A 22696-nucleotide genomic window follows, 5' to 3' on the forward strand; every position below is an offset into this window, starting at 1 on the left:
AAGGCATGATTTCCGATCAGCAGTTGTCTGAGAGAATGGCGGCCGGCGATCAGGACGCATTTGAGATGTTAGTAACCCGTTATCACGGTCCATTGCTCAGTTATACATCCAATCAATTGCAGGACCGTCAGAAGGCGCAGGATATCGTCCAGGAGACATTTATCCGACTGATCCGTCATCTCAGGCAGCATGGGGCTCTCGAACATGTCAGATCCTGGCTCTACCGTGTTGCCTTAAACCAGTGCAAGGATTATTGGAAAAGCTCGACTTACCGGTCAGAAGGTCTGGCTGGTGAAGAGTTTCCTGAACGCTCCGATCCTTCAGCGGGTGCTGTAGAACTGTTCGAGAGGCAGGAAACGTCGGCGGAAATCGCGGCTTCTCTAGAAACTCTGCCGGATGTCCAGCAGAACATTATATCCTTGCGGTTCTTTCATGACATGAAGTTGCAGGAAATATCGGAGCTGCTAGATCTCCCCCTAAGTACAGTGAAGACAAACTTATACAATGGACTGAGAAAGCTTAAAAAGGTGATGACAGTAGAGGATTCCTATGCTCCGGCGATTACTGCCCGTTCAGGAGGACCACCGGGCGGTACCCGGGGGAGATCTGAGATTGAAGATGGCCGGCAAGTCAAACAAAAAGAAAGCGAGGTGTATTCCCATGGATCATCCTTCCGATAATGAATTAAGAAGGCTTGAAGAGGAGCTTAGAGGACCGCTTACCCGTGCCGTTTTGCCGCCGCCGTTCCCGAGTGAAACTGCACAGCTGATTGCCTCACTTCAGGGGGAATTTGACCAGCTTAAGCTGGAGGCCGCGCCTCCTAAGCTGGATTTTAACCCTCAGGTGGATCCCCCCTCATTGAAGCAGTTGCTACGTAGTCAGCTTCGTCTCAATCAGAAGTCGATCCTTCTCGCAAGTGCGGCTGTATTTAGTATGCTGATTCTGCTGGTTGATCCGGAGTATCCGCTGGATAATTTCGGCGGCATTCCGGGAGGAATATTTCCGCTTATCACACCGCTTCTGCTGATCGTATCAATGCTGTTCAGCAGCCGGACATGGGATCGGGGGATGAGGGCTGTAGAGACCATTACCCCTTATCCACCAGCGCTTGTGCTATACAGCAGACTTCTCATGGTTACTGGTATGGTGGTCGGTATGGCGCTGATCAGTACGCTGGTTCTCGGAATAAGGGCCATGAATGCGGAGTCGTCTCATTTTTTGTTTGGGCCCTTTGTACTTGAATGGATGGGCGTTCTGCTCTTAACTGGCGGTGCTGCGATGTATATGATGTTCCGAAAGGGTATGGCGGCGTCCATGCTGTCAGCTATACTGGTGTACGGCATGTGGATTGTGCTGCAGGGACAAATTAATGGCTATGGAGTGTCGCATTTCATTAAAATACCCGTAGATGTAACAATCCTCCTTATTGGAGCTGCTCTGCTAATTTCATCTTATGGACACAGCCGCAGAGATAATATTCCCCGGGGAAACAGCTCATGATTAGTATCGAGGACCTTACACGCCAGGCTGGAACATACCGGCTTGAAATCGGCAATGCCAGATTTAATTCCGGGCTGAACTTGATCGTCGGCGCGAACGGCGCAGGAAAAACGACGTTGATGGAAATATTAACGACGCTTCAAGCTCCGGATGAGGGAACAATTTTGTACAAAGGGCGTAAGGCATCAGATCACCTGCCGCTTGTTCGCAGCCAGATCGGGTATGTTCCGTCGGATATTGAATTGTATGGTGATATGAAAGTTGGAAAGCTGCTGACGTATTTGGCTGAAATGAAAGGGGTATATTCTCCTGAGGTCATAGAGCGTCTCATGGAGGACTTCCGTCTGGAAGTGCATCGGCGAGCTAAAGTCAAAAGCCTGTCACAAGGGGTACAACGCAGGATCGCGGTTGTTCAGGCTCTTCTTGCTTCACCGTCTTTCTTATTTTTGGATGAGCCGTTGAACGGTATGGATGCAGAAGAACGGAAGTTTCTGATTACTTATTTAACACGGTATGCCAAAGGCAGAATGGTGGTTGTAGCCGCCCATGAGCTGAATGAGTGGGAGGATGCCACTGACACGGTTATCTGGATTCACCGTGGACGAATTCGTTACAACGGGCCTCCACGGAACTGGAAGCTGGCCGCTCCCTTACGGGTATGGGAAGGAGAGGTCAGCCTGACGGAATTCGAACAGATTCCAGAACAGAACATTATCCATTTCAGAATGCTGCCGCACGGTGTCCGGGTGAGATTGATGGGCAGTAGTGCTCCGGGTCCGGAATTCTATGAAAAGGAACCGACACTTGAGGATACATTCTTCGTTCATATGGATGCCCTCACTCAAAGATCGTAAACACAAAAAACATCTCCTAGTTCAGGAGATGTTTTTTTGCACTTACTCCGGATTTTCCTTCTTATGTTTGAATTTGTAAATGAGAGAAGCGACAAAAGATGATGGCCAGAACAAGCCTCCTTGTGAGTTGAAATGAAGTTGTTCTTCCTGAAATGACATGTCTTCGTAGTACTCATTCTGGGTTTTTTCTTTTCTTCTAGGATCTTCATTCAAGGCCTTAATGTAATTGTATTGGACAGGAATCATAACAAGGAACAGCAAAAATAGAACGCCGGCAATTATCCAAATGGTGATGTCCAACGTTTCACACTCCCTTTTGTGGGATTATTTTACGCGAATTACTATTAATACGGGTAAAGAGGGCCCATGTTTCATTATTTCTTAAAAAGTTCTATCAGGGACAAATCGGAAACCACACGATTTTAACGGAGATGGAAGAAGAAGTTATATATAATAATTCCGATGAATTTAATTGGAGTTACCTCTTTTCAAACGATGGAAAGTATGAGAGAATGGGAGAAATTATTTGCATCATAAAATTTCCATCGGAAGCAAAGGGAGGAAATACCTATGTCAGAGGAACGCAAATTTTCTATTGAAACGTTAGCCGTACACGCAGGTCAGGAGATCGATCCGACAACGATGTCCCGTGCGGTCCCGCTTTATCAGACGACATCCTACGGATTCCGGGATAGTGAGCATGCAGCCAACCTGTTCTCGCTGAAAGAATTCGGCAACATCTACACCCGAATTATGAACCCAACAACGGACGTCTTTGAACAGCGTATTGCAGCACTGGAAGGCGGAGCGGGCGCGTTGGCTACAGCTTCCGGGCAAGCAGCCATCACGTTCTCGATTCTGAATATTGCGGGCGCAGGCGATGAGATTGTTTCCTCTTCGAGCCTGTACGGTGGCACATATAATCTGTTCTCCAATACATTTGCGAAACTGGGTATTAAAGTTCATTTTGTTGATTCTACAGATCCGGAAAACTTCCGTAAACACATTAACGATAAGACGAAAGCTTTATTTGCCGAAACGATTGGCAACCCGCAGGGTAACGTGTTGGATGTGGAAGCGGTAGCTGCGATTGCACATGAGAACGGTATCCCGCTCATTGTTGACAACACCTTTCCAAGTCCGTATCTGCTTCGTCCGATTGAGTATGGTGCTGATATCGTTGTGCACTCCGCTACTAAATTTATCGGTGGTCACGGAACTTCAATTGGCGGTGTCATCGTAGACGGAGGTAAATTCGATTGGGCGGCAAGCGGTAAATTCCCGGGTTTGACTGAGCCGGACCCAAGCTATCATGGTGTGGTGTACACCGAAGCGGTTGGACCGATAGCTTATATTATTAAAGCTCGCGTACAGCTGCTCCGTGATATCGGGGCATCCATTTCTCCGTTTAACTCCTGGCTGCTACTGCAGGGCCTTGAGACACTGCATCTGCGCGTGGAACGCCATAGCCAGAATGCACTTAAGGTGGCACAATACCTGGAGAACCACGATGCTGTGGAATGGGTTAGCTATGCTGGCCTAGCAAGCCACTCATCCTATGAGCTGGCACAGAAGTATCTGCCGAAAGGGCAGGGGGCTATTTTGACATTTGGTATTAAAGGCGGAACCGAAGCGGGACGTAAAGTGATCGAGAACGTGAAGCTGTTCTCCCACCTCGCCAACGTTGGAGATTCCAAATCACTCATTATTCATCCAGCCAGCACAACACACCAGCAGCTCACAGAGGAAGAACAGGTTGCTGCAGGTGTAAATCCGGAGCTTCTTCGCATATCCGTCGGAACAGAGTCTATTGACGATATTTTGTATGATCTGGAACAGGCTTTGGCTGCAAGCCAGCAGTAGAAGCGCTATACAATAATTTTATACCATCGACATACAGGGGCATCTTTCTCAGACTAACTGAGGAGGGTGCCTATTTTTAAGAATATAAGAAAGTAAAGATTTCGGAGTAAAGTTATTTATAGACCTCAAAACGAAGCCCGTTTGTATATTTCCTGATCCTTCATAATAATCTTTAGGGAAGGCGAAAGAACCACCAATTCAAGTGAAAAGGGGTAGAACGATAATCATGACCGAGGGGAAACGAGGAAATGGCACTGAATTGGGGAAGCGCTTTTATGACATGTTCAACAGAGGTGACCGGGAGCGTCCGGCTGGAAATATCACTGATGTGGATTTGTTGAGTGATTTGGCGATGACTGGCGGGATTACCCACGAAGAAGCCTTGCTGTTGCTGGCTGCTCCCGAAGACATAGAGGAAGCGGTACGAAAAAAGGAAGCCTCAGGCAAAGATCAGTCTTCTCTTCAGCGTCTGCTCGGCTGGAGCGATGAGAAGAGGAGGCTGAAAGTGCTATCCCGTGCGGCCAGCTTGGTACAGGCTTCTGCCGGCATGGAACGCGGTGCACAGGGAATCGGCCTTATGAGAGGGGAAGCTGCGCTTCATTCAGGTGGGCCGTTGAGTGAAGTATACCGTGACTGGATGGAAAGTCGGGGAGAAAGTGAGAAACAGCATTACCGACTCCGTCTGATTTCGTTATGGACGGAGGAATGGGTCTGTGTTCTCCAAGCAGCCCGAGGTTACACGTGTGCAGTTAGCCTTGCATGGGATACTGGGGCAGAATGCAGTTCTCAAGAAAGGCTGGAACTTCAGGATATCCAACTGGAATCGGTGTATCGTGCGGTCGCGCGTTGCCAGGAAGAAGGACTGGATTGCCAGCTGGAGCTGTTGGCAATTTGGCCGCTGGATTCAGCGGATTTTACGGAAGCGCTTGATTTCATTGAAGAGGTCGGAAGCCAGACGCTGTGTCATCTAAAGCCCTCAGTTGATATAAAGATCGGAGCGCTGCTTCACCCGGATATATCACCATCGGATGCAGCGGACATTGCCCGCTTCGCGGACGTTATCGTTATGGATACGGAAAGTGTCCCGAAACTGCATTTAATGGATGGGAAGGGTTCCTTAGAAGGAGCATGGAGAGGAGTGGGGCTGAAAGAGCCAATTACGGAATGGGCTAGTCCAGCCTTGCTGCAAAATAATCTGGAAGAAACGATTCAGCGAATACGGCGTGTGAAACCGCATATTGGAATTAGGGCGGGTGGGGAAGTAAACGTATCCGACCTGAGAACGGTATACCGCTTGGGTCTGACAGGGGTATGCTGTGCACCAACCTCGATGGCAGCTGTTCGTCTTGCGGGCGTTCGATTGGAATGGATGCTGAACCGTTTACCTGCTGCGGAGGAAGCTTAAGGAAATAAGAGCAGATATTTCCCTAGAGAGTATCTATTCCCATTAATAAGAGCAAGCTGGTTCGGGTGGTCCCTTCAGATCCCCGGACTTTTTGATATGGACAGGCGGGACAAGCCGAAAACGATTAAGCGCGTTCTTGCTTGATGACAACGTGATGCAAAAAATTAGGCGAAAGTATATTTACAAATAGGCAGGTTATGGGTATGATAAAAGTATAAAGTTGCTCTAAGGAAAATAAATTGTACTAGGACAAAAACGATTCTCATTCTCAATTAGCATGCTGCTCCGGCTTAGCCGGGGCAGCATGTGCCGTTTTAAGGGTAGTAATAATGGATTTCATTCTCAATTAGGAAGGTGATTAGATATGGAATGGTTACACAATGGGCCGGCCGGATTGGTATCGTCTGTAGAGAAGGGGGATGGCCCTCGGGAACCGCGTCATTCGGGTAAATGGGACCTTCGCAGCCTGCTGTCTAATCCGGAGGTGCTTGCTGCGCTTGGCAGTGGACTTCTGATGTTTATCGCATGGATCGTAGGTCAATGGTCGGAATGGCTGTCTGTTACTTTATATGTGGTATCTTATACGATTGGTGGTTGGATCAAGGCGAGGGAAGGTGTAGAAACCCTTATTAAAGAGCGGGACCTGGATGTGAATTTGCTGATGATTGCTGCAGCTCTTGGTGCAGCTTCAATCGGCTACTGGAACGAAGGCGCGATGCTGATTTTTATCTTTGCACTAAGCGGTGCACTAGAGAGTTACACCATGGAACGGAGCCGGAAGGACATTTCCTCTCTCATGGAGCTTCAGCCGGAGACAGCTCTCCGTATTGAAGGAGGAGAGATGGTGTCGGTATCTATCTCTAAATTGGAAATCGGTGATCTGATCCTCGTAAAGCCAGGTGAACTGATTCCGGCAGATGGCAAGGTATACCGTGGCGGATCTTCCGTCAATCAGTCATCGATTACCGGAGAGTCTGTTCCGGTGGATAAAGCCGTAGGTGATGATGTGTTTGCCGGTACGTTGAACGGAGAAGGTGTTCTTTATATTGAAGTAACTCAGGCGGCAGGAGAGACTCTTTTTGCCAAAATTATTAAATTGGTAGAGGAAGCCGAAAGCGAGGTTCCTGAATCTGAGCGGTTCATTAAACGTTTTGAATCGATTTATGCCCGTGTGGTAGTATTTGTTACCGTAGCATTGATCGGACTGACCACACCAATTCTCGGATGGGATTGGGACACTTCGTTTTATAAAGCGATGGTATTTCTCGTTGTAGCCTCTCCGTGTGCACTGGTGTCGTCCATCATGCCGGCTATGCTGTCCGCCATTTCGAATCGTGCCCGCAAAGGGGTGCTGTTTAAGGGTGGCGCCCATATCGAGAATATGGCACGCACCGCAGTAGTTGCGTTCGATAAGACAGGAACATTGACGCTCGGCTCCCCAGAGGTTACCGATTTCATTACGGGTGATGGGTTTACACGGGAAGAGTTGCTTGCGATTTGCGCATCCGTGGAGAGCATGTCCAAGCACCCTCTGGCTGTAGCTATTGTTCGCAAAGCTGTAGAGGAAGGCATTGAGCTTCACGTCGCTGAGAACGCCCAGTCTTTAACTGGATGGGGGATGCAGGCCGAAGTTGAAGGCAAGCTGTGGAAGATCGGAAAAAGTGATGTGTTGGATCGCGAACATCATGAAGTGGTTGACGGTGTCTCGGGAGCTGGAATGAGTGCAGTATCCGTTACTGAGGCCCCCGGAAATGCCCCGGACTGGTTAGCTATCCGTTCAAAATTAGAGTCGGAAGGTAAGACGGTATCTGTCGTTCTGGAGGGTGATGCTGTAGTCGGAATGATCGCTCTGCAGGACGCGGTACGTCCGCAGGCAGTTGCAGCGGTGAAACGTCTGCAACAGCTGGGTATTAAGGTAGCCATGCTAACGGGCGACCGGAAGGCAACCGCTCAGGTAATCGCTAAACAAACAGGCGTCGACATGGTATTCTCGGATCTGCTGCCGGAAGATAAAGTGGAGCATGTGAAGAACTTGCGTGAAGAGCATGGTCATGTCGTCATGGTTGGTGACGGAGTGAATGATGCTCCAGCGCTGGCAACAGCCACGGTCGGCATCGGTATGGGCGTAACCGGCAGCGGAACTGCGTTGGAAGTGGCTGATGCGGTATTGATGAATGACAATATCGAGGAAATTGCCGGAACCGTCAAGGTGGCCCGCAAGGCACAGCGAATCGTGAAGCAAAATATGATGTTTGCGGTTACGGTTATCCTGACACTGATTGTAACGAATTTTGTGGCAGGTGTTGCGCTTCCGCTGGGCGTGGTTGGCCATGAAGGCAGTACGATTTTGGTCATCCTGAACGGACTTCGACTGCTTCGCACAAAATAATGGATAAAGAGGCACTTTACTGAAAAAGGTGGAGCTGCCTCTTTTTTTATTTGGAAGTGAAAATTAAGATGTTTGCAACTCAAAGGATAGCTATGTATCATCAAAGACGATTGTTTATTCCGGAAAAGGTGAAAAGCTAATGTTACCGTTTTATTGTGATGTTAAGGGAGAGGCTTATAGGCGTTTGATAGATTATGCTGTGGAAAAATCCAAGTTTTTTGTGCTGGCGAGCCGCCACAACCTGTATCTTTCGGAAAGTGGCCAAAAAACTTTAACCATGTTAAAGCCTTTTTTGATCGAGACACGGAATATGGGTGAAATGTATCCTGACAACGCTATAGCTTACAGTAAAGGGACCTTCTATGTATATAACTGCTGCCCAGAAGCGGGGAAGATATTGAAGGAAACAGCGGATAGCCTCTTTGCGTGGATGCATCCGCACCTACCCGAGGATTTATGCTTTTGGGATGAGCGGGAGAATGATTATTTATATGTTGTTGCACATGAGGAACTGGCCGGAATGAATCTGGATGAAGGAGAGGCGGTTGCTCTAGCTGAGTCAATACCAGGGCTCTTTTTCCGTTTACCAAAATACAAGAATGATTTTGATCTTTTTTTGGAGGATGCTATATACCACCAGCCCTCTAAGCTGGCCATTGAGATGTACGGTATCGAAGAAATTCCGGACCGTATTTCAGAACTTCAAAGTTTGCAAGAGCTGACAATTTTTGAACAGGAGGTGCGCAGGTTGCCGCCTGCTCTGTTTGACCTGACGGAACTGGATAGTCTTACCATTTATACAGCAGATCTGGAGGGTGTTCCAGCCGATATCGGCAGACTTATTAATTTGAAGAGTTTAACGATATGTTGTGGAAGCTATCATTCTAAAACAGATCAATTCACGATTATTCCGAAAGGGGAAACTTCCCTTACACAGCTTCCACCGGAAATCGGAAAGCTGACCAATCTGGAACATTTGCATATTAGCTATACAGCCATTACAGAGCTGCCGCAAGAGATAGAGTTTTTGGGTAATTTAAAATCTTTATATATGAACAATAATGGTCTGTTGAAAGAACCATCATTTCTACAGCGAATGACAAAGCTTCAGCAAGTTAATCTGGACAATAATCCTTTTTGCGATAACTAAAATATTTTCACAATTTTCATACATATGTGGCAATACGTATTGACAGGTTCCCTTGAAATAATCATAATTAATATTAATTTATAATTATTATAAATAAGATGCTATATTACATATAGGAGGAGATCATAGATGTACAAATCCGTTATTATTGGTACAGGACCTGCCGGCCTCACGGCTGCTATTTATTTGGCCCGCGCCAACCTCAGCCCACTAGTTATTGAAGGACCACAGCCTGGTGGACAGCTGACCACCACAACAGAGGTGGAGAACTTTCCTGGGTTTGTAGACGGTATTCAAGGCCCTGAGCTGATGGATAATATGCGTAAGCAAGCAGAACGCTTCGGTGCGGAATTCCGTACGGGTTGGGTCAACAGCGTGGAATTCGGAGAGCGTCCTTTTAAACTGAACGTTGAAGGCATGGGTGAAGTTGTTACCGAAACACTGATTCTTTCGACGGGTGCTACTGCAAAATATTTGGGTATTCCTGGAGAGCAGGATAACGTGGGCCGTGGTGTAAGCACATGCGCCACATGTGACGGTTTCTTTTTCCGAAACAAAGAGATCGTTGTGGTCGGCGGAGGGGATTCTGCGCTGGAAGAAGCAAACTTCCTGACCCGTTTTGCTTCCAAAGTAACGCTGGTTCATCGCCGTGATGAGCTGCGCGCCTCCAAAATCATGCAGGACCGCGCTCGTGCCAACGAAAAAATCGATTGGGCGCTTAACCGCACACCGCTTGAAGTCATTGCGGATGAGCAGGGCGTGAAAGGCATCAAGGTACAGAATAACGAAACAGGTAAAGAAGAAGTTATTGAAGCCAGCGGCGTATTTGTGGCAATCGGCCATCATCCTAACACCAGCTTCCTCGGCGGTGCCATTACAACTGATCCAAACGGTTATATCGTTACTACACCAGGAACATCCGAGACGAATATTCCAGGTGTCTTTGCTTGCGGTGACGTGCAGGATACCCGCTACAGACAAGCGATTACAGCAGCAGGCAGCGGCTGTATGGCGGCAATGGACACAGAAAAGTACATTGAGAGTTTGGAACACAGCGCGATCGTGATGTAAACTGGTTGATATAGGCTGCATTATCAGTAAAAATACTATCAGAGGTGATGTCATTCATGGAAAACGTTATTGTCTACACATCAAACAACTGTCCTCACTGCAAGCAAGTAAAGAGCTTCCTGTCCGAGCAAGGGATTGCGTATGAAGAACGAAACATCGAAACAAACGACGAGTTTGCACAGCAAGTATGGGATATGGGGATACGTGCTGTTCCATTGACGATCATTGGCGAGCATCGCATTATGGGTATGAACAAGCTGCAGTTTAACAAAGCGCTGGCACCGCAGACCGAAGCATAATAGGCGGTAAGCTTTTCGCTTAAACATAGTAAGGGCTCTTCCCAAGTGAGAGGGAAGAGCCCTTTTGTATCAAGCTTATGTTTCTCGCAGCGACCGAGTATCACTAGGAGAGGACCGTAACCTGGCCTATTCCTGAAAGTTGATGTCTCTTGATTCCGTTATCATATTTTCGTAGTTTCTTTCCCGTTAGAAAAAGATCATCATGATGAGCTGAAAAATTGCATATACGGCGATTCCCGAAACGATCAGCAGTAGACCTGCTTTTTTCTTACCCTGAAAGAGGCGCAGAATAGCCAGACTGAATAATGGCGCAATGACCAAGAGAAACAGCAGCACGGTTACAAACATCTGCGCCGAAATATCCGATGTATCAACATAAGTCATGAAACGTTCCTCTCCTATCTGTATCTTCCCTGTATGCATTTCGCATTTCATGGTGACATATATCACATATATGAAATTCATTATATAGTAAACTGGCGGTTTTTACCTTAGTCACTTCTTAAAAAATGAGGCGAAATTACGTCAATTTACAGGCATTGACACACGTACAGGTCCGAGAAACTGTGAAACAGCAGAGTAAGCGGCTCCGATGACCGTAGAACGGCTGCCAAGCTCGGCAAAACGAATCTCCATTTCTTCACGGTGGTAGGGCAGTGTTCGCTCGGAGACAACCTTCTGCATGGTGTCTCCAATCCAGTCACGTGCATCTGACAGAGGGCCGCCGATTACGACCGATTGTGGGTTGAACCCGTTGACCAGATTCGTAATACCCACGCCAAGATAGCGTCCCATTTCGGAAAAATGGTCAATCGTTTTTGCATGGCCTTGCTCAGCAAGCTTGACCAATTCGGTAGTCCGGCGTGAAGGCAGAGTAGACCTTGTTAGATCATAGGCTTTCTCCGAGGCGTACAGCTCCCAGCAGCCCCGGTTTCCGCATGAGCATTCCTTCCCGTCTGCTTCGATTGTCATATGTCCGGTTTCCCCGGCATATCCCCGAGCTCCTTTATACAATTCCCCATTGATGATGATGCCTGAACCGATACCGCTTCCGGCACTGATATACAGCAGATGCCTTGCATCACGTCCAGCTCCGAAGCGAAGTTCTCCTTGGGCTCCGGCATTGGCCTCATTGTCGATGGTGACCGGTACGCCGATTTCATCCTCAAGGAGCTGCTGAAGCGGAACCATTTCCCATCCGAGGTTAGGCGCAAAAAGAACCATGCCGTCACCGTCCACCATACCCGGCACACCTACTCCGACACCAACGATACCGTAATGGGAAATAGGGGCAAGCTTCATCAATCCATTAATCATGTGAACCATCATATCTAGCACAGATGAGACATCGTGCTGTTCTAGCATACATTCTTCTTCTGCAATAATCCGACCCTCAAGATCTGTTAGTACCGCCATCATCTGCTTGAGACGAATTTCCACACCAACAGCATAACCGGCTTCTCCGTTAAATAGCAGCATTCGCGGTTTTCGTCCGCCGCTTGATTCACCGGGTCCGATCTCCTGTACAAGATGATTGTCGCACAGCTCCAGCACCAGATTGGATACGGTTGCTTTATTCAGTCCGGTTAGCTCCGAAACCTTTGCGCGGGAGAGGGGGGCAAAGCGGATGATTGTATTCAGTATAATAGACGTATTTATTTTTTTAACCAGTGCTTGATCACCGGTGATATTTGTCATGGTAACCCATCCTTCAGAAGTGAAATCAATTGTAAGATATGCTCATAGTCTAGGCGGAAAAAATAGAGATTGTCAACACGTCAAGAATGGCTCTTGCAGATAAGAAGCGGTTGATGAAGGATCTAATAAGAACCTGTCCAATTCACTTAGTTTAACCAATAGACAAAGTTATAGTCGTATGCTAGTATAGCGTTGTAAGCGGTAAACACATATTAATCAGGAATAGGGAGGATTTATCTCATGGCCTATTTTAACAACATTAACAAGATCGAATTTGAAGGTAGCAAATCAACGAATCCATATGCGTTTAAATTTTATAATCCGAATGAAGTTGTGGCCGGCAAAACAATGGAAGAGCATCTCCGTTTCGCCATGGCTTATTGGCATACATTAACTGCGGGTGGTTCTGATCCGTTCGGCGCTGACACGGCTGTTCGTCCTTGGGGCAAGTTTTCCGGTATGGACCTCGCTAAAGCTCGCGTTGAGGCCGGATTTGAATTTATGGACAAACTGAATATGCCTTTCTTCTGCTTCCATGATGTAGATATTGCACCGGAAGGGAACAATCTGCGTGAGTTTTACAGTAACATCGACACGATTGTGGACATGATTGAGGAGAACATGAAATCCAGCGGCAAGAAGCTGCTGTGGAACACAGCTAATATGTTCACGAACCCGCGCTACATGCACGGTGCAGGCACAACCTGTAATGCTGATGTGTACGCACATGCTGCAGCACAGGTGAAGAAAGGTCTGGAAGTGGGCAAACGCCTTGGAGCAGAGAACTATGTATTCTGGGGAGGCCGTGAAGGCTACGAGACACTGCTGAACACTGATATGGGTCTTGAGCTGGACAACCTCGCACGTCTGTTTAATATGGCAATCGACTATGCGAAGGAAATCGGTTTTGACGCCCAATTCCTGATCGAGCCTAAACCGAAAGAGCCTACGAAGCACCAATACGATTTTGATGCGGCTACTACGATTTCGTTCCTGCAAAAATACGGCCTCGACAAACATTTCAAACTGAATCTTGAGGCAAACCATGCAACCTTGGCCGGACACACATTCGAGCATGAGCTTCGTGTTGCCCGCCTGAACGGTATGCTTGGCTCGCTGGATGCGAACCAAGGCGACATGCTAATCGGCTGGGATACCGACGAGTTCCCGGTTAACATTTATGATGCAACACTGACACTGTATGAAGTGCTCATGAATGACGGTCTCGGCCGCGGTGGTGTTAACTTTGACGCTAAAGTACGCCGTCCTTCCTTCGAGCCTGAGGATCTGTTCCTGGCACATATCGCAGGTATGGACACTTACGCTAAAGGCCTCAAAGTGGCTGCCAAGCTGATCGAGGATCATGTGTTCGAAGACTTCATCGCGAAACGCTACAGCAGCTTCACTGAAGGCATTGGAGCAGATGTTGTATCCGGTAAAGCCACTTTGGCTTCCTTGGCCGAGTATGCGCTGAACAACGAGAATCCACGAAAGAATGAATCTGGACGTCAAGAAATGCTTAAAGGCTTGCTCAACCAGTACATTCTTGCTGACTAAGTAATAACGGATAATTAACAACTTCACCGGCTCCCGGAAGGGTGGCCGGTGAAGTTGTTTCACCCTAAGGTTTCAGCAGAGCCATGATTTGCTCCTGCTGCGGCCAACCTTGAGGAGGAATAATGATGAGTTATGTGATCGGAGTCGATCTTGGTACAAGTGCGGTAAAGACTGTACTTGTAGACCGCAGAGGCAAAGTGGTGGCTGAGCATTCGGAGTCATATCCGCTGAGCCAGCCCAAGCCGGGATATAGTGAGCAGCGGCCCGAGGATTGGGTCGAGAAGACCTTGTTGTCCTTGAAGCGGTTAATGGAAGAGATCGCTATCGAGCCGTCGGAGATTGAGGGATTGAGCTTTTCCGGCCAAATGCACGGCTTGGTGCTGATTGATGGAGAGGGGACTGTACTTCGTCCGGCGATTCTGTGGAATGACACCCGGACGACAGCCCAATGCCGACGGATAGAGGAGACATTGCAGGATAAACTGCTTGGCATCGCCCGCAACCGGGCATTGGAAGGCTTTACTCTGCCGAAAATTCTGTGGGTTCAGGAGTTTGAGCAGGAACTACTGGATCAAGCTTCGCTGTTCCTGCTGCCGAAGGATTATGTACGCTACCAGCTAACCGGGAAATATGCCATGGATTATTCAGATGCGGCAGGCACGCTGCTGTTGGATGTGACAGGCAAAGCTTGGAGCAGCGAAATATTGGATGCATTCCAGCTGCCACACTACATTTGTCCGCCGCTGGTTGAATCGTATGACTTGTGTGGTACGCTTCTGCCTGAAATTGCAGAACAGTCCGGCTTACTGCCGGAAACGAAGGTGTTTGCAGGCGGTGCTGACAATGCTTGTGGAGCGATTGGTGCAGGCATCCTTGCAGAAGGCCAGACAATGTGCAGCATAGGCACTTCCGGCGTGGTGCTTTCCTACGAGGAACGTAAAGAGGTGGATTTTGAAGGAAAGGTTCACTTTTTTAACCACAGTGAGAAAGATGCTTTCTACATTATGGGCGTTACGCTTGCAGCCGGATACAGCTTGGAGTGGTTCAAGAAGACGTTTGCTCCTAGTGTTTCCTTTGATGAACTGCTGGAAGGTATCAGCGACATTCCCGCGGGAAGCGGCGGTCTGCTGTTCACGCCGTATATCGTGGGCGAACGCACTCCGCACCCGGATGCTAACATCCGCGGCAGCTTTATCGGCATGGACGCGGGACACAAGCTTCCACATTTTGCTCGGGCCGTCCTTGAAGGGATTACGTTCTCCTTACGGGAGTCAATTGACATTCTGAGGGCATCCGGCAAAAAGATTGACACTGTCATCTCGATCGGCGGAGGAGCGAAGAACGAGAACTGGCTCCAAATGCAGGCGGATATTTTGGACGCTGAGATTGTGAAGCTGGAAAGTGAACAGGGGCCTGCAATGGGTGCTGCGATGTTGGCGGCTTACGGCTGCGGCTGGTTCCCTAGTCTGCAGGCTTGTGCATCAGCTTTTTTGCGTCCAGCGCAGAAATACGTACCGAACCCGGAAACTGCCGCGAGTTACGAGAAGCTGTTTCCGTTGTATCAAAGTGTGTACGGGGCAACCCGTCAGCTGAGCGGTCAATTAGCAGAGTATCGCGGTTAAAGTAAGCCAACCAAGAATGAATCCTTGGTTGGCTTTTTTTGTGATGATAGAGTGATTTTTGGACAGGATAGGTCATCTTTTTAAGGCGGGAGACATAAGGAATAGAGTGACATCCTATGTGACTCTTTTATGTTGAAAAATTATCATGGTAACGGGGCATAACCAGATTGCCATAATAAACGTTTCTACTTTAGGGACCTGTATGTCCTTGCTACACTGATCTTTCTTTTCAAGTCGTACACACCACTCATGTAAGAGTAAGGTATGGATCCAACCAAGTGAAGGGAGCGAAAGGATTGAAAAACAAGTCCAAAAAGTTAGTTCAAACCAAGTCTGCCGTATGTGCCGTTACAGCCATGCTCTGTCTTGCTCAGCCTGTATGGGGGGATGCAAGCAACGTCGTGAGCGTTACCCGAGCTCAAGCCGCAGGAGATTTAGAAAACATGGCGCAGGTAACGAATTCAGATGTTCCGGATGGAGCCAAAATATCTTCCAAACAAGCGGAAGAGAGCATAAAGAAATTGTTCCCGCTGTTGAAAAAAGCGAATGTGACATATGCCGAATTCAGCGAGCAGAACAATGTAAACTCCGGCATGAAAGTATGGGATATTCAGTTTTCTTATCAAAGAGGGAATACGAGCTCCGGTTTCAGTGCTTCAGTAAATGCAGAAACGGGCGATATTGTATCTGTCTATCTTCCACGTAATTTGCTGTTGATGGCAGGGGGAGAGACAGGGCCGGAGCTGAGCCGGGAAGAGGCTTCCCAAAAAGCACTGGAATGGATCAAACAAAATATAAAAAGTGTTAATGTAAACGACTTAACTGAAAATTCGCTCTACTTAGGCATGACGAAATCATTGTTTAGCCCGACAACATACGATTTTTATTACAATATGTCTATTGACGGCATACCGTCTGATGCGGATCAGATCAGCATGAGTGTAGATCAACAGGGGCGAGTGACTTCTTTCAACAGACAACAGTTCACAGCGAAAATACCATCTGCTAAAGCCAAAATATCAGCGGAAGAGGCACGAAAGCTATATGAGGAATCATTCACAGTAGAGCTTTCATACATCCCTACCTCGGTGAATGGTGCGCGTAAAGGTCCTTATTTTTTAGGGTATGTACCGAAGACTGAGTCCAGCCTTGCTATCGATGCCAATACTGGCAGCAAACTGGACTATTTAGGAGAACCGCCTAAACCGGATCAATTCAAGCCCATTGACATTCCGGCAGGGCTCGATGTGTTCAAACCTTCACCCAAGCCTTTGTCCAATGGAAATGACGCAGCGAAGTGGGTGGAATCCCATATTAACATCCCGAATGGCTACAAGGCCGATTCCAAAAGACTCAGTCATCTATGGGATAATAAGGAGGTCAAAGTCTGGAATATCAGCTGGAAAGGCTCCGACTCTCTTTATGGCGGGGACCAGATCATGGCGGAGGTCGATGCAACAACAGGCAAGATTTACTCATACAGCCATTATCCATTCCGTATGGGAATGGAAGTTAAGCAGGATAAACCTTCCACGAGCATTTCGAAGAAGGAAGCAGAACAAATGGCATTTAACATAATCTCGAAGCTGGCCCCGGATGCGGCACAGGAGTGGAAGCTCACGAGTGTTACCGAGCCAGGGAAGAATGAACCATTTCAGAATTATCAATTCTCATTTACACGCTATGCAGGCGGCATATCGATCTCGGACGAATCTCTTTCAATTTCTATCGGAACAGAGGGCCAGCTTAGCCACTTCAGTAACTACTCTATCGCGGACTTCTCTGAACTCCCGTTAAACAGTAAACCGGTTGTCTCGGTAGAACTAGCAAAGGCAGAGTTTTTAAAGGAAACGGAATTGAAGCTTAAGTTTTCCCAATATGGTGGTTATATGTCAGGTAACGAATCGGTTCAATTAATTGCAAAGCTAGTATATTCTCCAGTTCGGAAAGATAATAATAACCAACTCTATGGAATTGCGATGCCATTGGATGCACTAACAGGGAAGTGGCGTGAGACGATGTCTACTGAGTATAACGGCAAGGAAGTTATCCCGGCTAAGGATACACAAGGTCATAAGTCTCAGGCTGCGCTTGATAAGTTGGTGCAGTATCGTGTGATGATCCCTAATGCAGATGGTAAGGTTCTGCCAGATCAGGAAATATCGACTGGAGAATGGTACCTGTTCGTCGCTAGAGCCCTGAATTCATCACTTGATCATTATTACGGAGGCAATACGGAACCATACGGCAGTCTACTACCAGAAAGTCCTTACTACAAGGCAATACAGACTCTGGTTTCCCAGAGTTGGCTTCCATATGAACCGGCAGATAACTTTAGTGTGGATCGGAAATTAACCCGAGATGAACTGGCTTTAATGCTTACCCAAATGTTGAAGTATGAGAAGTTAGGGCTTTCCTTTACCGAGGGTGACGAAATTCCGGGAGTCAGCGATTCATCTTCGGTTATGAACCGGGGAGCTGCAATCATCTCGATGAAATTAGGCTTGCTTCAAGCTGTGGATGGAAAGTTTATGCCGGGGCGGATAGTAACACGTGCAGAGGCGGCTGAAGTACTTTTGCGTTTATCCGAAATGGTTGGTAAAAGCGACTCGTTTTTGAATGAATATATGATGTGGTAAAAAAAGCGGCTAGTAGGGTAGTTGCAACCACCATCGCTATCGTATTTCGTGCTTGGTCGACAAAACTAGTAGCCTCAGGCCCTGGGTTATTATGATACAATAAATATGCAAACGAATGTGGAAGACGAAGGGCGGGTGTATCCATGAAACGAAACCGGTCGGCATTTGTGAAACTGCTGTTGGTTGGGACTTTGGCGGTAACCGTAGCTGCCGTTCCTGAACCGGTCGAAATCAGCAATGTATATGCCAATTCTGATAAAGCGGTTGTAAAGTCCGTTAGCGAGATCCAGCAGAAGCTGCTTTCAGCAATGAACGACAGGGAGTCAACCGTTCGTTTTGTGTATCAGGGCCAGACTAAGTCGCTCAAGACACAACTTAAGGAAGCGCTGGACCAAGCGATGGATAGCGATCCTTATATTCACTATACGATAGCCAGCTATAGCTATGATTACCGGGGGACTTCAAGCTCGGCCGATGTGACAGTACGGCTTACTTACCGGGAAACCGGAAGTCAAACCGAGTATGTCAACAAACGGGTCAAGAATGTACTAGGTTCCATCATGAAGTCCGGTATGAATGATCACGAGAAGGTCAAGGCCATTAACGACTGGGTCGTACTGAATCTGAAGTATGACACGACACTTCAAAAGTACACGGCTTATGACGGACTAAGTACAGGAAGCACGGTTTGTCAGGGATACTCGCTATTAACATATAAGCTGCTGAAAGAGGCGGGGATCCAGAATAAAATCGTAGAAGGAACCGCTTATCCTGAAGGGAATCCGCAGGGCCAACTACATGCGTGGAATCTGATTCTTCTAGATGGTAAATGGTATCACTTGGACACGACGTGGAACGATCCGGTACCTGATCGGGACGGTGTCGTATCCTATACCTACTACCTCCGGAATGATGCCCAGATGAGAAAAGACCATACATGGACGAAATCTTACCCGGCGGCGAGTACGACTTACCGCAGCACCCTCAAAACGCTAGCCGCTCAAAAGTCAGCAAAATCCAGTGTTTACCGGACGCTGATGAATGAGCTGGAATACCATTTGTACGAGAGTAACGCGGTTGTGCGTACATACCTTGACTTGAACCCCAAAGTAAAAGCCGCGAAGCAGTCTGGAAAGACAGAGCTTGTGTTCCGATTTGACGGCAAGGAAAATGATCTACTAAAGGTACTTCAGGATTTGCAGCGTAAAGCGGGTGTCGGGGCTATACGTTATTACCATAATCTTTTTGAAGATACGAATGATTTGAAGGTTCACATTTCATGGTAAATCAAAAACAGCTTCTTCCCCTTGAGGAAGAAGCTGTTTTTTGCTTATTACAAATGCTTATTGGGTATTCGTGCTGAAGTCGCAATCCTGCAGCGGAACGATTTTGCTTTTCTTTACCAGACGGTAGCCGAACCAGATCGCAAGGAACAGCGGAATGCTGAAATAGGTTGCAATAATCGTATACCAGTCTGTTTCGCCACCGAAGTTCCCCTGGCCGATGATGGCCACAAGACAGAGTAGGAAGGCGAAGATCGGCCCGAACGGGAACCAGCGGGCACGGAAAGGCAAATCCTTGAGATCCCGGCCCTGCGCCTCATAAGCTTTCCGGAAGCGGTAATGGCTGACCGCAATGGCAAGCCAGTTAATGAAGCCGCACATACCAGAGGCGTTCAGCAGCCAGATGTACACGACGCCATCACCGAAAAAGGAAGCGAGGAAGGCGAGTATACCGACAGATGAGGTAACAATAAGAGCTGCTATGGGAACGCCGCGGCTGTTCAGACGGCTCAGCCATTTTGGCGCCATTCCCTGTTTTGCCATCGCATAGAGCACACGGGTAGAGGCATACATGCCGGAGTTTCCTGCGGATAGAACGGAACTCAAGATAACAGCGTTCATCACGGAAGCGGCAAAGGCCAGACCGGCTTTTTCAAACACGAGCGTAAACGGACTGACACCGATATCACCCACGCCCGATTGCAGCAAGCTTGGATGCGTGTACGGTATAAGCAAGCCAATGACGAGAATAGCAAAAATGTAAAAGATCAAAATGCGCCAGAATACTTGACGGATGGCACGCGGCACGTTTTGTCGCGGGTTTTCGCTTTCTCCGGCGGCAACACCGATGAGCTCGGTGCCCTGAAAAGAGAATCCTGCGGCCATGAAGACGCCGACGAGGGCAAAGAAGCCACCGTGCATCGAGCCACCGTCCATATTGAAGTTGGAAAATCCGACTGCCTCTCCGCCGAGAATTCCGAAAATCATCATGACGCCGACGATCAGGAAGATAATGACGGTGACAACTTTGATAATAGAAAACCAATATTCCGATTCGCCGTAACCTTTAGCCGACAACGCATTCAGACCGAACATGATGCCGAGGAATAACAAGCTCCACAGAAAAGAGGGGCTGTCCGGGAACCAGAACTTAATAATTACCGTTGCGGCAGCAAGCTCTGCGGCTATGGTGACTGCCCAGTTGTACCAGAAATTCCAGCCGACCGCAAAACCGAACGCCGGGCTGACAAAACGGGTCGCATACGTACTGAAGGACCCGGAATCGGGAAGATAGGTGGCCAGTTCGCCGAGACTGGTCATCAGGAAATAAACCATTAGCCCGACAGCGGAATAAGCGAGTAATGCGCCACCCGGTCCGGCGGCAGCAATTGCGCCGCCGCTGGCGAGGAACAGGCCGGTTCCGATGGAACCGCCTAGCGCGATCATGGTCATGTGACGGGCTTTAAAACTAGGTTTGAGTGAGGTCGCAGGTGCTTTCTTGCGTCTCATGATGTAACACTCCTTTTTTCAAAAATGATCTATAAACAAGGTTCATGGATAAATGCAAAAGGACCGCAGTGTACACTGCGGCCCTGAATATAACCGCATCATACCTCCATGAAGATAGCACAACACGGGAAGCGTAAGGATTGGCTCCCGTGACAGTTCCGTCCCTTTCGGGATCGGACCCAGCAGACGGTGTAAGAGCACAGCCGTCCACTTCGGCGAATGTACCTTTCAGCGTGCGTCATAGGTGACTCTTCACCTCGGCACGTTTACTAATCACATTCGCAACCTCTACCTCATCTAGGAATGATGAGGTTATCTTTATTTTGTTTAAGCGAGTCTAAGTATATAGCATTCTTCACGATACAAGCAATGGATATTTATAACATTACATGTTAATCCCGTGAACGTTTGGCCATCTGCTGCCATACGGTACCGGCGGCCTGTTCGCCGGATTCGATTCGCTCCAGCGCCATGCGGGCTTGCAGACTTACTTCGAATTCTGGATCCAGTGCGGCTTCTTCCAGTGCAGGGCGGGCTTCCTCGGTTCCAACTTCATACAGGAAGCGGGCTGCACGCCAACGCACAAGTTTGCTGCTGTCATTAAGGGAATTCATCATGACCGGAGTTGCTGCAGGGTCCCCGATATCGGATAGAGTGTCCCCGGCAGTCCGCCGTACGGCCGGCGTATCGTCAGACATCGCTGCATATAAAAGTTCCATCGCCTCCGGCGTACGCAAATCTCCAAGATAGACCACTGCCAGACGGCGAATCTGCATTTTGGGATCTTCCAGTGCGGTACTAATCATAGGAAGGTGTGCCTCCGTCGGCTCCAGCACATCAAAGGCAGCATACCGTACACGCCAGTCCGGGTCCTCCATAGCTGACACCATCTCCTCTTCGGTCAGCTTGCGGCGCTGCTCCACAAATTCTTCCTCGTCCGCGCCATGGGCAATGGCTTGGGCAACGACTTTATCCAGCCGATCTTGAGGATATGCGGCTTCCAGTTCTTGCTCAACCTCACGTGCAATATCCTCAAGCTCACCATAGCGCACGCCGTAATCTTTAAGTTTCCGTTCCTTGATCAAGGTAGTGGAAGCTACTTCCGTTACCGCATGAGTGAAGCGGGAGGAAAGAGCGATGCGTTCTTCACGACCTTCACCCTTTACGCGGATTTGCATCGGAATGCCTCGAAACAGCTGGACAAACACCTGGGCTTCCCCAAATCCCGTACCGTCGTTTTCATTCTCCTCGAGGCCTGTTTTCAATCCTTCTTGGCCAAACTTTTCCTGCACTTCTCCCAAAATCGAGGGCCAATCAGCATTTCCTTTACGGTCGAGCGCAATAAAGTCAAGTGTGTGAAAAATGCTTTTTACACCGGGAATATGAAGCAGCTCACGGATCCACGCCGGTGCAGAACGTTCGTTATCCGTGGTATATGTCTTGCGAATTCCGGGTTCCAGAGACTCATCTAGATGAAGTTTCATGGAGTTCGGACTCGGAGTAGGTTCGATAAACGTAATTTTCATTTCATTAGCTACCTCCTTTTCATCTAACCTATTGTACCTCTTTTACGGACAGGAAAAAACATAACCCGTCTTATCTTCATCATGAATATTCCTCGAAAATGATGATTTTCAACAATCCCGGATAAAAAGAGGAAGGGATTGTCAAACTGTATATGTCGAGAACTCTTTTTTTAAGGTTTCTAATCGAAGGAGGCTTTGCAGCATGAATGTGAAACAGGATAAAAAATTGGCTGTCGTCTGTTTTGTAGCCGCTGCGGTTATGCTGTACGCCACGGTAAAGGCTTTTATACGCTATATGCGTTATTTCGGATAGTTTTTCTCTCTCAAAAGA

18 protein-coding genes and 1 riboswitch are annotated in these 22696 nt (G+C 48.1%); of the genes, 13 read left to right on the forward strand and 5 right to left on the reverse strand.

Annotated features, from left to right (window positions below):
• The first annotated feature begins 5 nt into the window (after positions 1 to 5).
• The 3 genes from AC2TF5_RS03615 to AC2TF5_RS03625 are packed head-to-tail and all read left to right on the forward strand — an operon-like array spanning position 6 to position 2354.
• Complete coding sequence (locus AC2TF5_RS03615) at positions 6 to 680, forward strand: RNA polymerase sigma factor (protein ID WP_491300905.1); 675 nt, start codon at positions 6 to 8, stop codon at positions 678 to 680.
• Positions 661 to 1500 (forward strand): hypothetical protein, encoded by an 840-nt coding sequence (locus AC2TF5_RS03620; RefSeq protein WP_491300906.1) that lies wholly within the window; start codon positions 661 to 663, stop codon positions 1498 to 1500. Before AC2TF5_RS03615 ends, AC2TF5_RS03620 begins: the two co-directional genes overlap by 20 nt.
• Entirely contained in the window at positions 1497 to 2354 is an 858-nt protein-coding gene (locus AC2TF5_RS03625; RefSeq protein WP_491300907.1) for an ATP-binding cassette domain-containing protein, read from the forward strand. The genes AC2TF5_RS03620 and AC2TF5_RS03625 overlap by 4 nt, the downstream gene beginning before the upstream one ends.
• A 42-nt stretch (positions 2355 to 2396) precedes the next feature.
• Here the strand turns inward: AC2TF5_RS03625 and AC2TF5_RS03630 are convergent, their stop codons facing one another.
• Positions 2397 to 2600, reverse strand: a complete 204-nt coding sequence (locus tag AC2TF5_RS03630) for a DUF3949 domain-containing protein (protein ID WP_491302798.1) — start codon at positions 2598 to 2600, stop codon at positions 2397 to 2399.
• 324 nt (positions 2601 to 2924) lie between these two features.
• Here AC2TF5_RS03630 and AC2TF5_RS03635 point away from each other — a divergent pair, with 324 nt between their 5' ends.
• From AC2TF5_RS03635 to AC2TF5_RS03660, 6 genes are all read left to right on the forward strand, one after another.
• Positions 2925 to 4217 (forward strand): homocysteine synthase, encoded by a 1293-nt coding sequence (locus AC2TF5_RS03635; protein WP_491300908.1) that lies wholly within the window; start codon positions 2925 to 2927, stop codon positions 4215 to 4217.
• Between the two features lie 280 nt (positions 4218 to 4497).
• On the forward strand, positions 4498 to 5622 hold the full coding sequence (locus tag AC2TF5_RS03640) for a PEP-utilizing enzyme, TIM barrel domain protein (RefSeq protein WP_491300909.1): 1125 nt from the start codon (positions 4498 to 4500) through the stop codon (positions 5620 to 5622).
• Positions 5623 to 5986: 364 nt separating this feature from the next.
• Positions 5987 to 8011: a heavy metal translocating P-type ATPase gene (locus AC2TF5_RS03645; protein ID WP_491300910.1), complete on the forward strand. Its 2025-nt coding sequence runs from the start codon at positions 5987 to 5989 to the stop codon at positions 8009 to 8011.
• Between the two features lie 139 nt (positions 8012 to 8150).
• Positions 8151 to 9161 carry a leucine-rich repeat domain-containing protein gene (locus AC2TF5_RS03650; RefSeq protein WP_491300911.1) on the forward strand — a complete coding sequence of 337 codons (1011 nt, stop codon included), beginning with the start codon at positions 8151 to 8153 and terminating at the stop codon, positions 9159 to 9161.
• 129 nt (positions 9162 to 9290) lie between these two features.
• Complete coding sequence (gene trxB / locus AC2TF5_RS03655; protein WP_491300912.1) at positions 9291 to 10232, forward strand: thioredoxin-disulfide reductase; 942 nt, start codon at positions 9291 to 9293, stop codon at positions 10230 to 10232.
• 56 nt (positions 10233 to 10288) lie between these two features.
• Entirely contained in the window at positions 10289 to 10531 is a 243-nt protein-coding gene (locus AC2TF5_RS03660) for a glutaredoxin family protein (protein WP_208917740.1), read from the forward strand.
• A gap of 186 nt (positions 10532 to 10717) precedes the next feature.
• On the opposite strand, the gene AC2TF5_RS03665 is transcribed toward AC2TF5_RS03660, so the two are convergent.
• Together AC2TF5_RS03665 and AC2TF5_RS03670 are read right to left on the reverse strand one after the other, a co-directional pair.
• The gene (locus tag AC2TF5_RS03665) at positions 10718 to 10915 is read right to left on the reverse strand and encodes a hypothetical protein (protein ID WP_491300913.1); all 198 of its coding nucleotides are present in this window, start codon (positions 10913 to 10915) and stop codon (positions 10718 to 10720) included.
• Positions 10916 to 11056: 141 nt separating this feature from the next.
• Entirely contained in the window at positions 11057 to 12229 is a 1173-nt protein-coding gene (locus AC2TF5_RS03670; protein WP_491300914.1) for an ROK family protein, read from the reverse strand.
• Positions 12230 to 12469: 240 nt separating this feature from the next.
• On the opposite strand from AC2TF5_RS03670, the gene xylA reads away from it, so the two are divergent.
• The 4 genes from xylA to AC2TF5_RS03690 all read left to right on the forward strand — a co-directional run bounded on the left by xylA (position 12470) and on the right by AC2TF5_RS03690 (position 19333).
• A complete protein-coding gene (gene xylA, locus AC2TF5_RS03675; RefSeq protein WP_491300915.1) occupies positions 12470 to 13786 on the forward strand; it encodes a xylose isomerase in 1317 nt (438 codons plus the stop codon).
• A gap of 125 nt (positions 13787 to 13911) precedes the next feature.
• Positions 13912 to 15408 carry a xylulokinase gene (gene xylB / locus AC2TF5_RS03680; RefSeq protein ID WP_491302799.1) on the forward strand — a complete coding sequence of 499 codons (1497 nt, stop codon included), beginning with the start codon at positions 13912 to 13914 and terminating at the stop codon, positions 15406 to 15408.
• A gap of 296 nt (positions 15409 to 15704) precedes the next feature.
• Complete coding sequence (locus AC2TF5_RS03685) at positions 15705 to 18047, forward strand: YcdB/YcdC domain-containing protein (protein WP_491300916.1); 2343 nt, start codon at positions 15705 to 15707, stop codon at positions 18045 to 18047.
• A 143-nt stretch (positions 18048 to 18190) separates the two neighbouring features.
• A complete protein-coding gene (locus tag AC2TF5_RS03690; protein WP_491300917.1) occupies positions 18191 to 19333 on the forward strand; it encodes a transglutaminase domain-containing protein in 1143 nt (380 codons plus the stop codon).
• A 57-nt stretch (positions 19334 to 19390) separates the two neighbouring features.
• Here AC2TF5_RS03690 and AC2TF5_RS03695 read toward each other — a convergent pair whose 3' ends face one another.
• Together AC2TF5_RS03695 and AC2TF5_RS03700 are read right to left on the reverse strand one after the other, a co-directional pair.
• Complete coding sequence (locus tag AC2TF5_RS03695) at positions 19391 to 20839, reverse strand: amino acid permease (protein ID WP_491300918.1); 1449 nt, start codon at positions 20837 to 20839, stop codon at positions 19391 to 19393.
• 107 nt (positions 20840 to 20946) lie between these two features.
• A riboswitch (Lysine riboswitch) is annotated at positions 20947 to 21138 on the reverse strand.
• A gap of 93 nt (positions 21139 to 21231) precedes the next feature.
• Positions 21232 to 22365, reverse strand: a complete 1134-nt coding sequence (locus AC2TF5_RS03700; RefSeq protein ID WP_491300919.1) for a virulence factor — start codon at positions 22363 to 22365, stop codon at positions 21232 to 21234.
• Positions 22366 to 22696 lie beyond the last annotated feature (331 nt).

It is taken from the genome of Paenibacillus sp. JNUCC 34, from assembly GCF_058269055.1.

Coding starts and splice junctions, on each gene's coding strand:
- AC2TF5_RS03615 (WP_491300905.1), top strand. CDS start 6: ATGATTTCCGATCAGCAGTTGTCTGAGAGAATGGCGGCCGGCGATCAG.
- AC2TF5_RS03620 (WP_491300906.1), top strand. CDS start 661: ATGGATCATCCTTCCGATAATGAATTAAGAAGGCTTGAAGAGGAGCTT.
- AC2TF5_RS03625 (WP_491300907.1), top strand. CDS start 1,497: ATGATTAGTATCGAGGACCTTACACGCCAGGCTGGAACATACCGGCTT.
- AC2TF5_RS03630 (WP_491302798.1), bottom strand. CDS start 2,600: ATGATTCCTGTCCAATACAATTACATTAAGGCCTTGAATGAAGATCCT.
- AC2TF5_RS03635 (WP_491300908.1), top strand. CDS start 2,925: ATGTCAGAGGAACGCAAATTTTCTATTGAAACGTTAGCCGTACACGCA.
- AC2TF5_RS03640 (WP_491300909.1), top strand. CDS start 4,498: ATGTTCAACAGAGGTGACCGGGAGCGTCCGGCTGGAAATATCACTGAT.
- AC2TF5_RS03645 (WP_491300910.1), top strand. CDS start 5,987: ATGGAATGGTTACACAATGGGCCGGCCGGATTGGTATCGTCTGTAGAG.
- AC2TF5_RS03650 (WP_491300911.1), top strand. CDS start 8,151: ATGTTACCGTTTTATTGTGATGTTAAGGGAGAGGCTTATAGGCGTTTG.
- trxB (WP_491300912.1), top strand. CDS start 9,291: ATGTACAAATCCGTTATTATTGGTACAGGACCTGCCGGCCTCACGGCT.
- AC2TF5_RS03660 (WP_208917740.1), top strand. CDS start 10,289: ATGGAAAACGTTATTGTCTACACATCAAACAACTGTCCTCACTGCAAG.
- AC2TF5_RS03665 (WP_491300913.1), bottom strand. CDS start 10,915: ATGACTTATGTTGATACATCGGATATTTCGGCGCAGATGTTTGTAACC.
- AC2TF5_RS03670 (WP_491300914.1), bottom strand. CDS start 12,229: ATGACAAATATCACCGGTGATCAAGCACTGGTTAAAAAAATAAATACG.
- xylA (WP_491300915.1), top strand. CDS start 12,470: ATGGCCTATTTTAACAACATTAACAAGATCGAATTTGAAGGTAGCAAA.
- xylB (WP_491302799.1), top strand. CDS start 13,912: ATGAGTTATGTGATCGGAGTCGATCTTGGTACAAGTGCGGTAAAGACT.
- AC2TF5_RS03690 (WP_491300917.1), top strand. CDS start 18,191: ATGAAACGAAACCGGTCGGCATTTGTGAAACTGCTGTTGGTTGGGACT.
- AC2TF5_RS03695 (WP_491300918.1), bottom strand. CDS start 20,839: ATGAGACGCAAGAAAGCACCTGCGACCTCACTCAAACCTAGTTTTAAA.
- AC2TF5_RS03700 (WP_491300919.1), bottom strand. CDS start 22,365: ATGAAAATTACGTTTATCGAACCTACTCCGAGTCCGAACTCCATGAAA.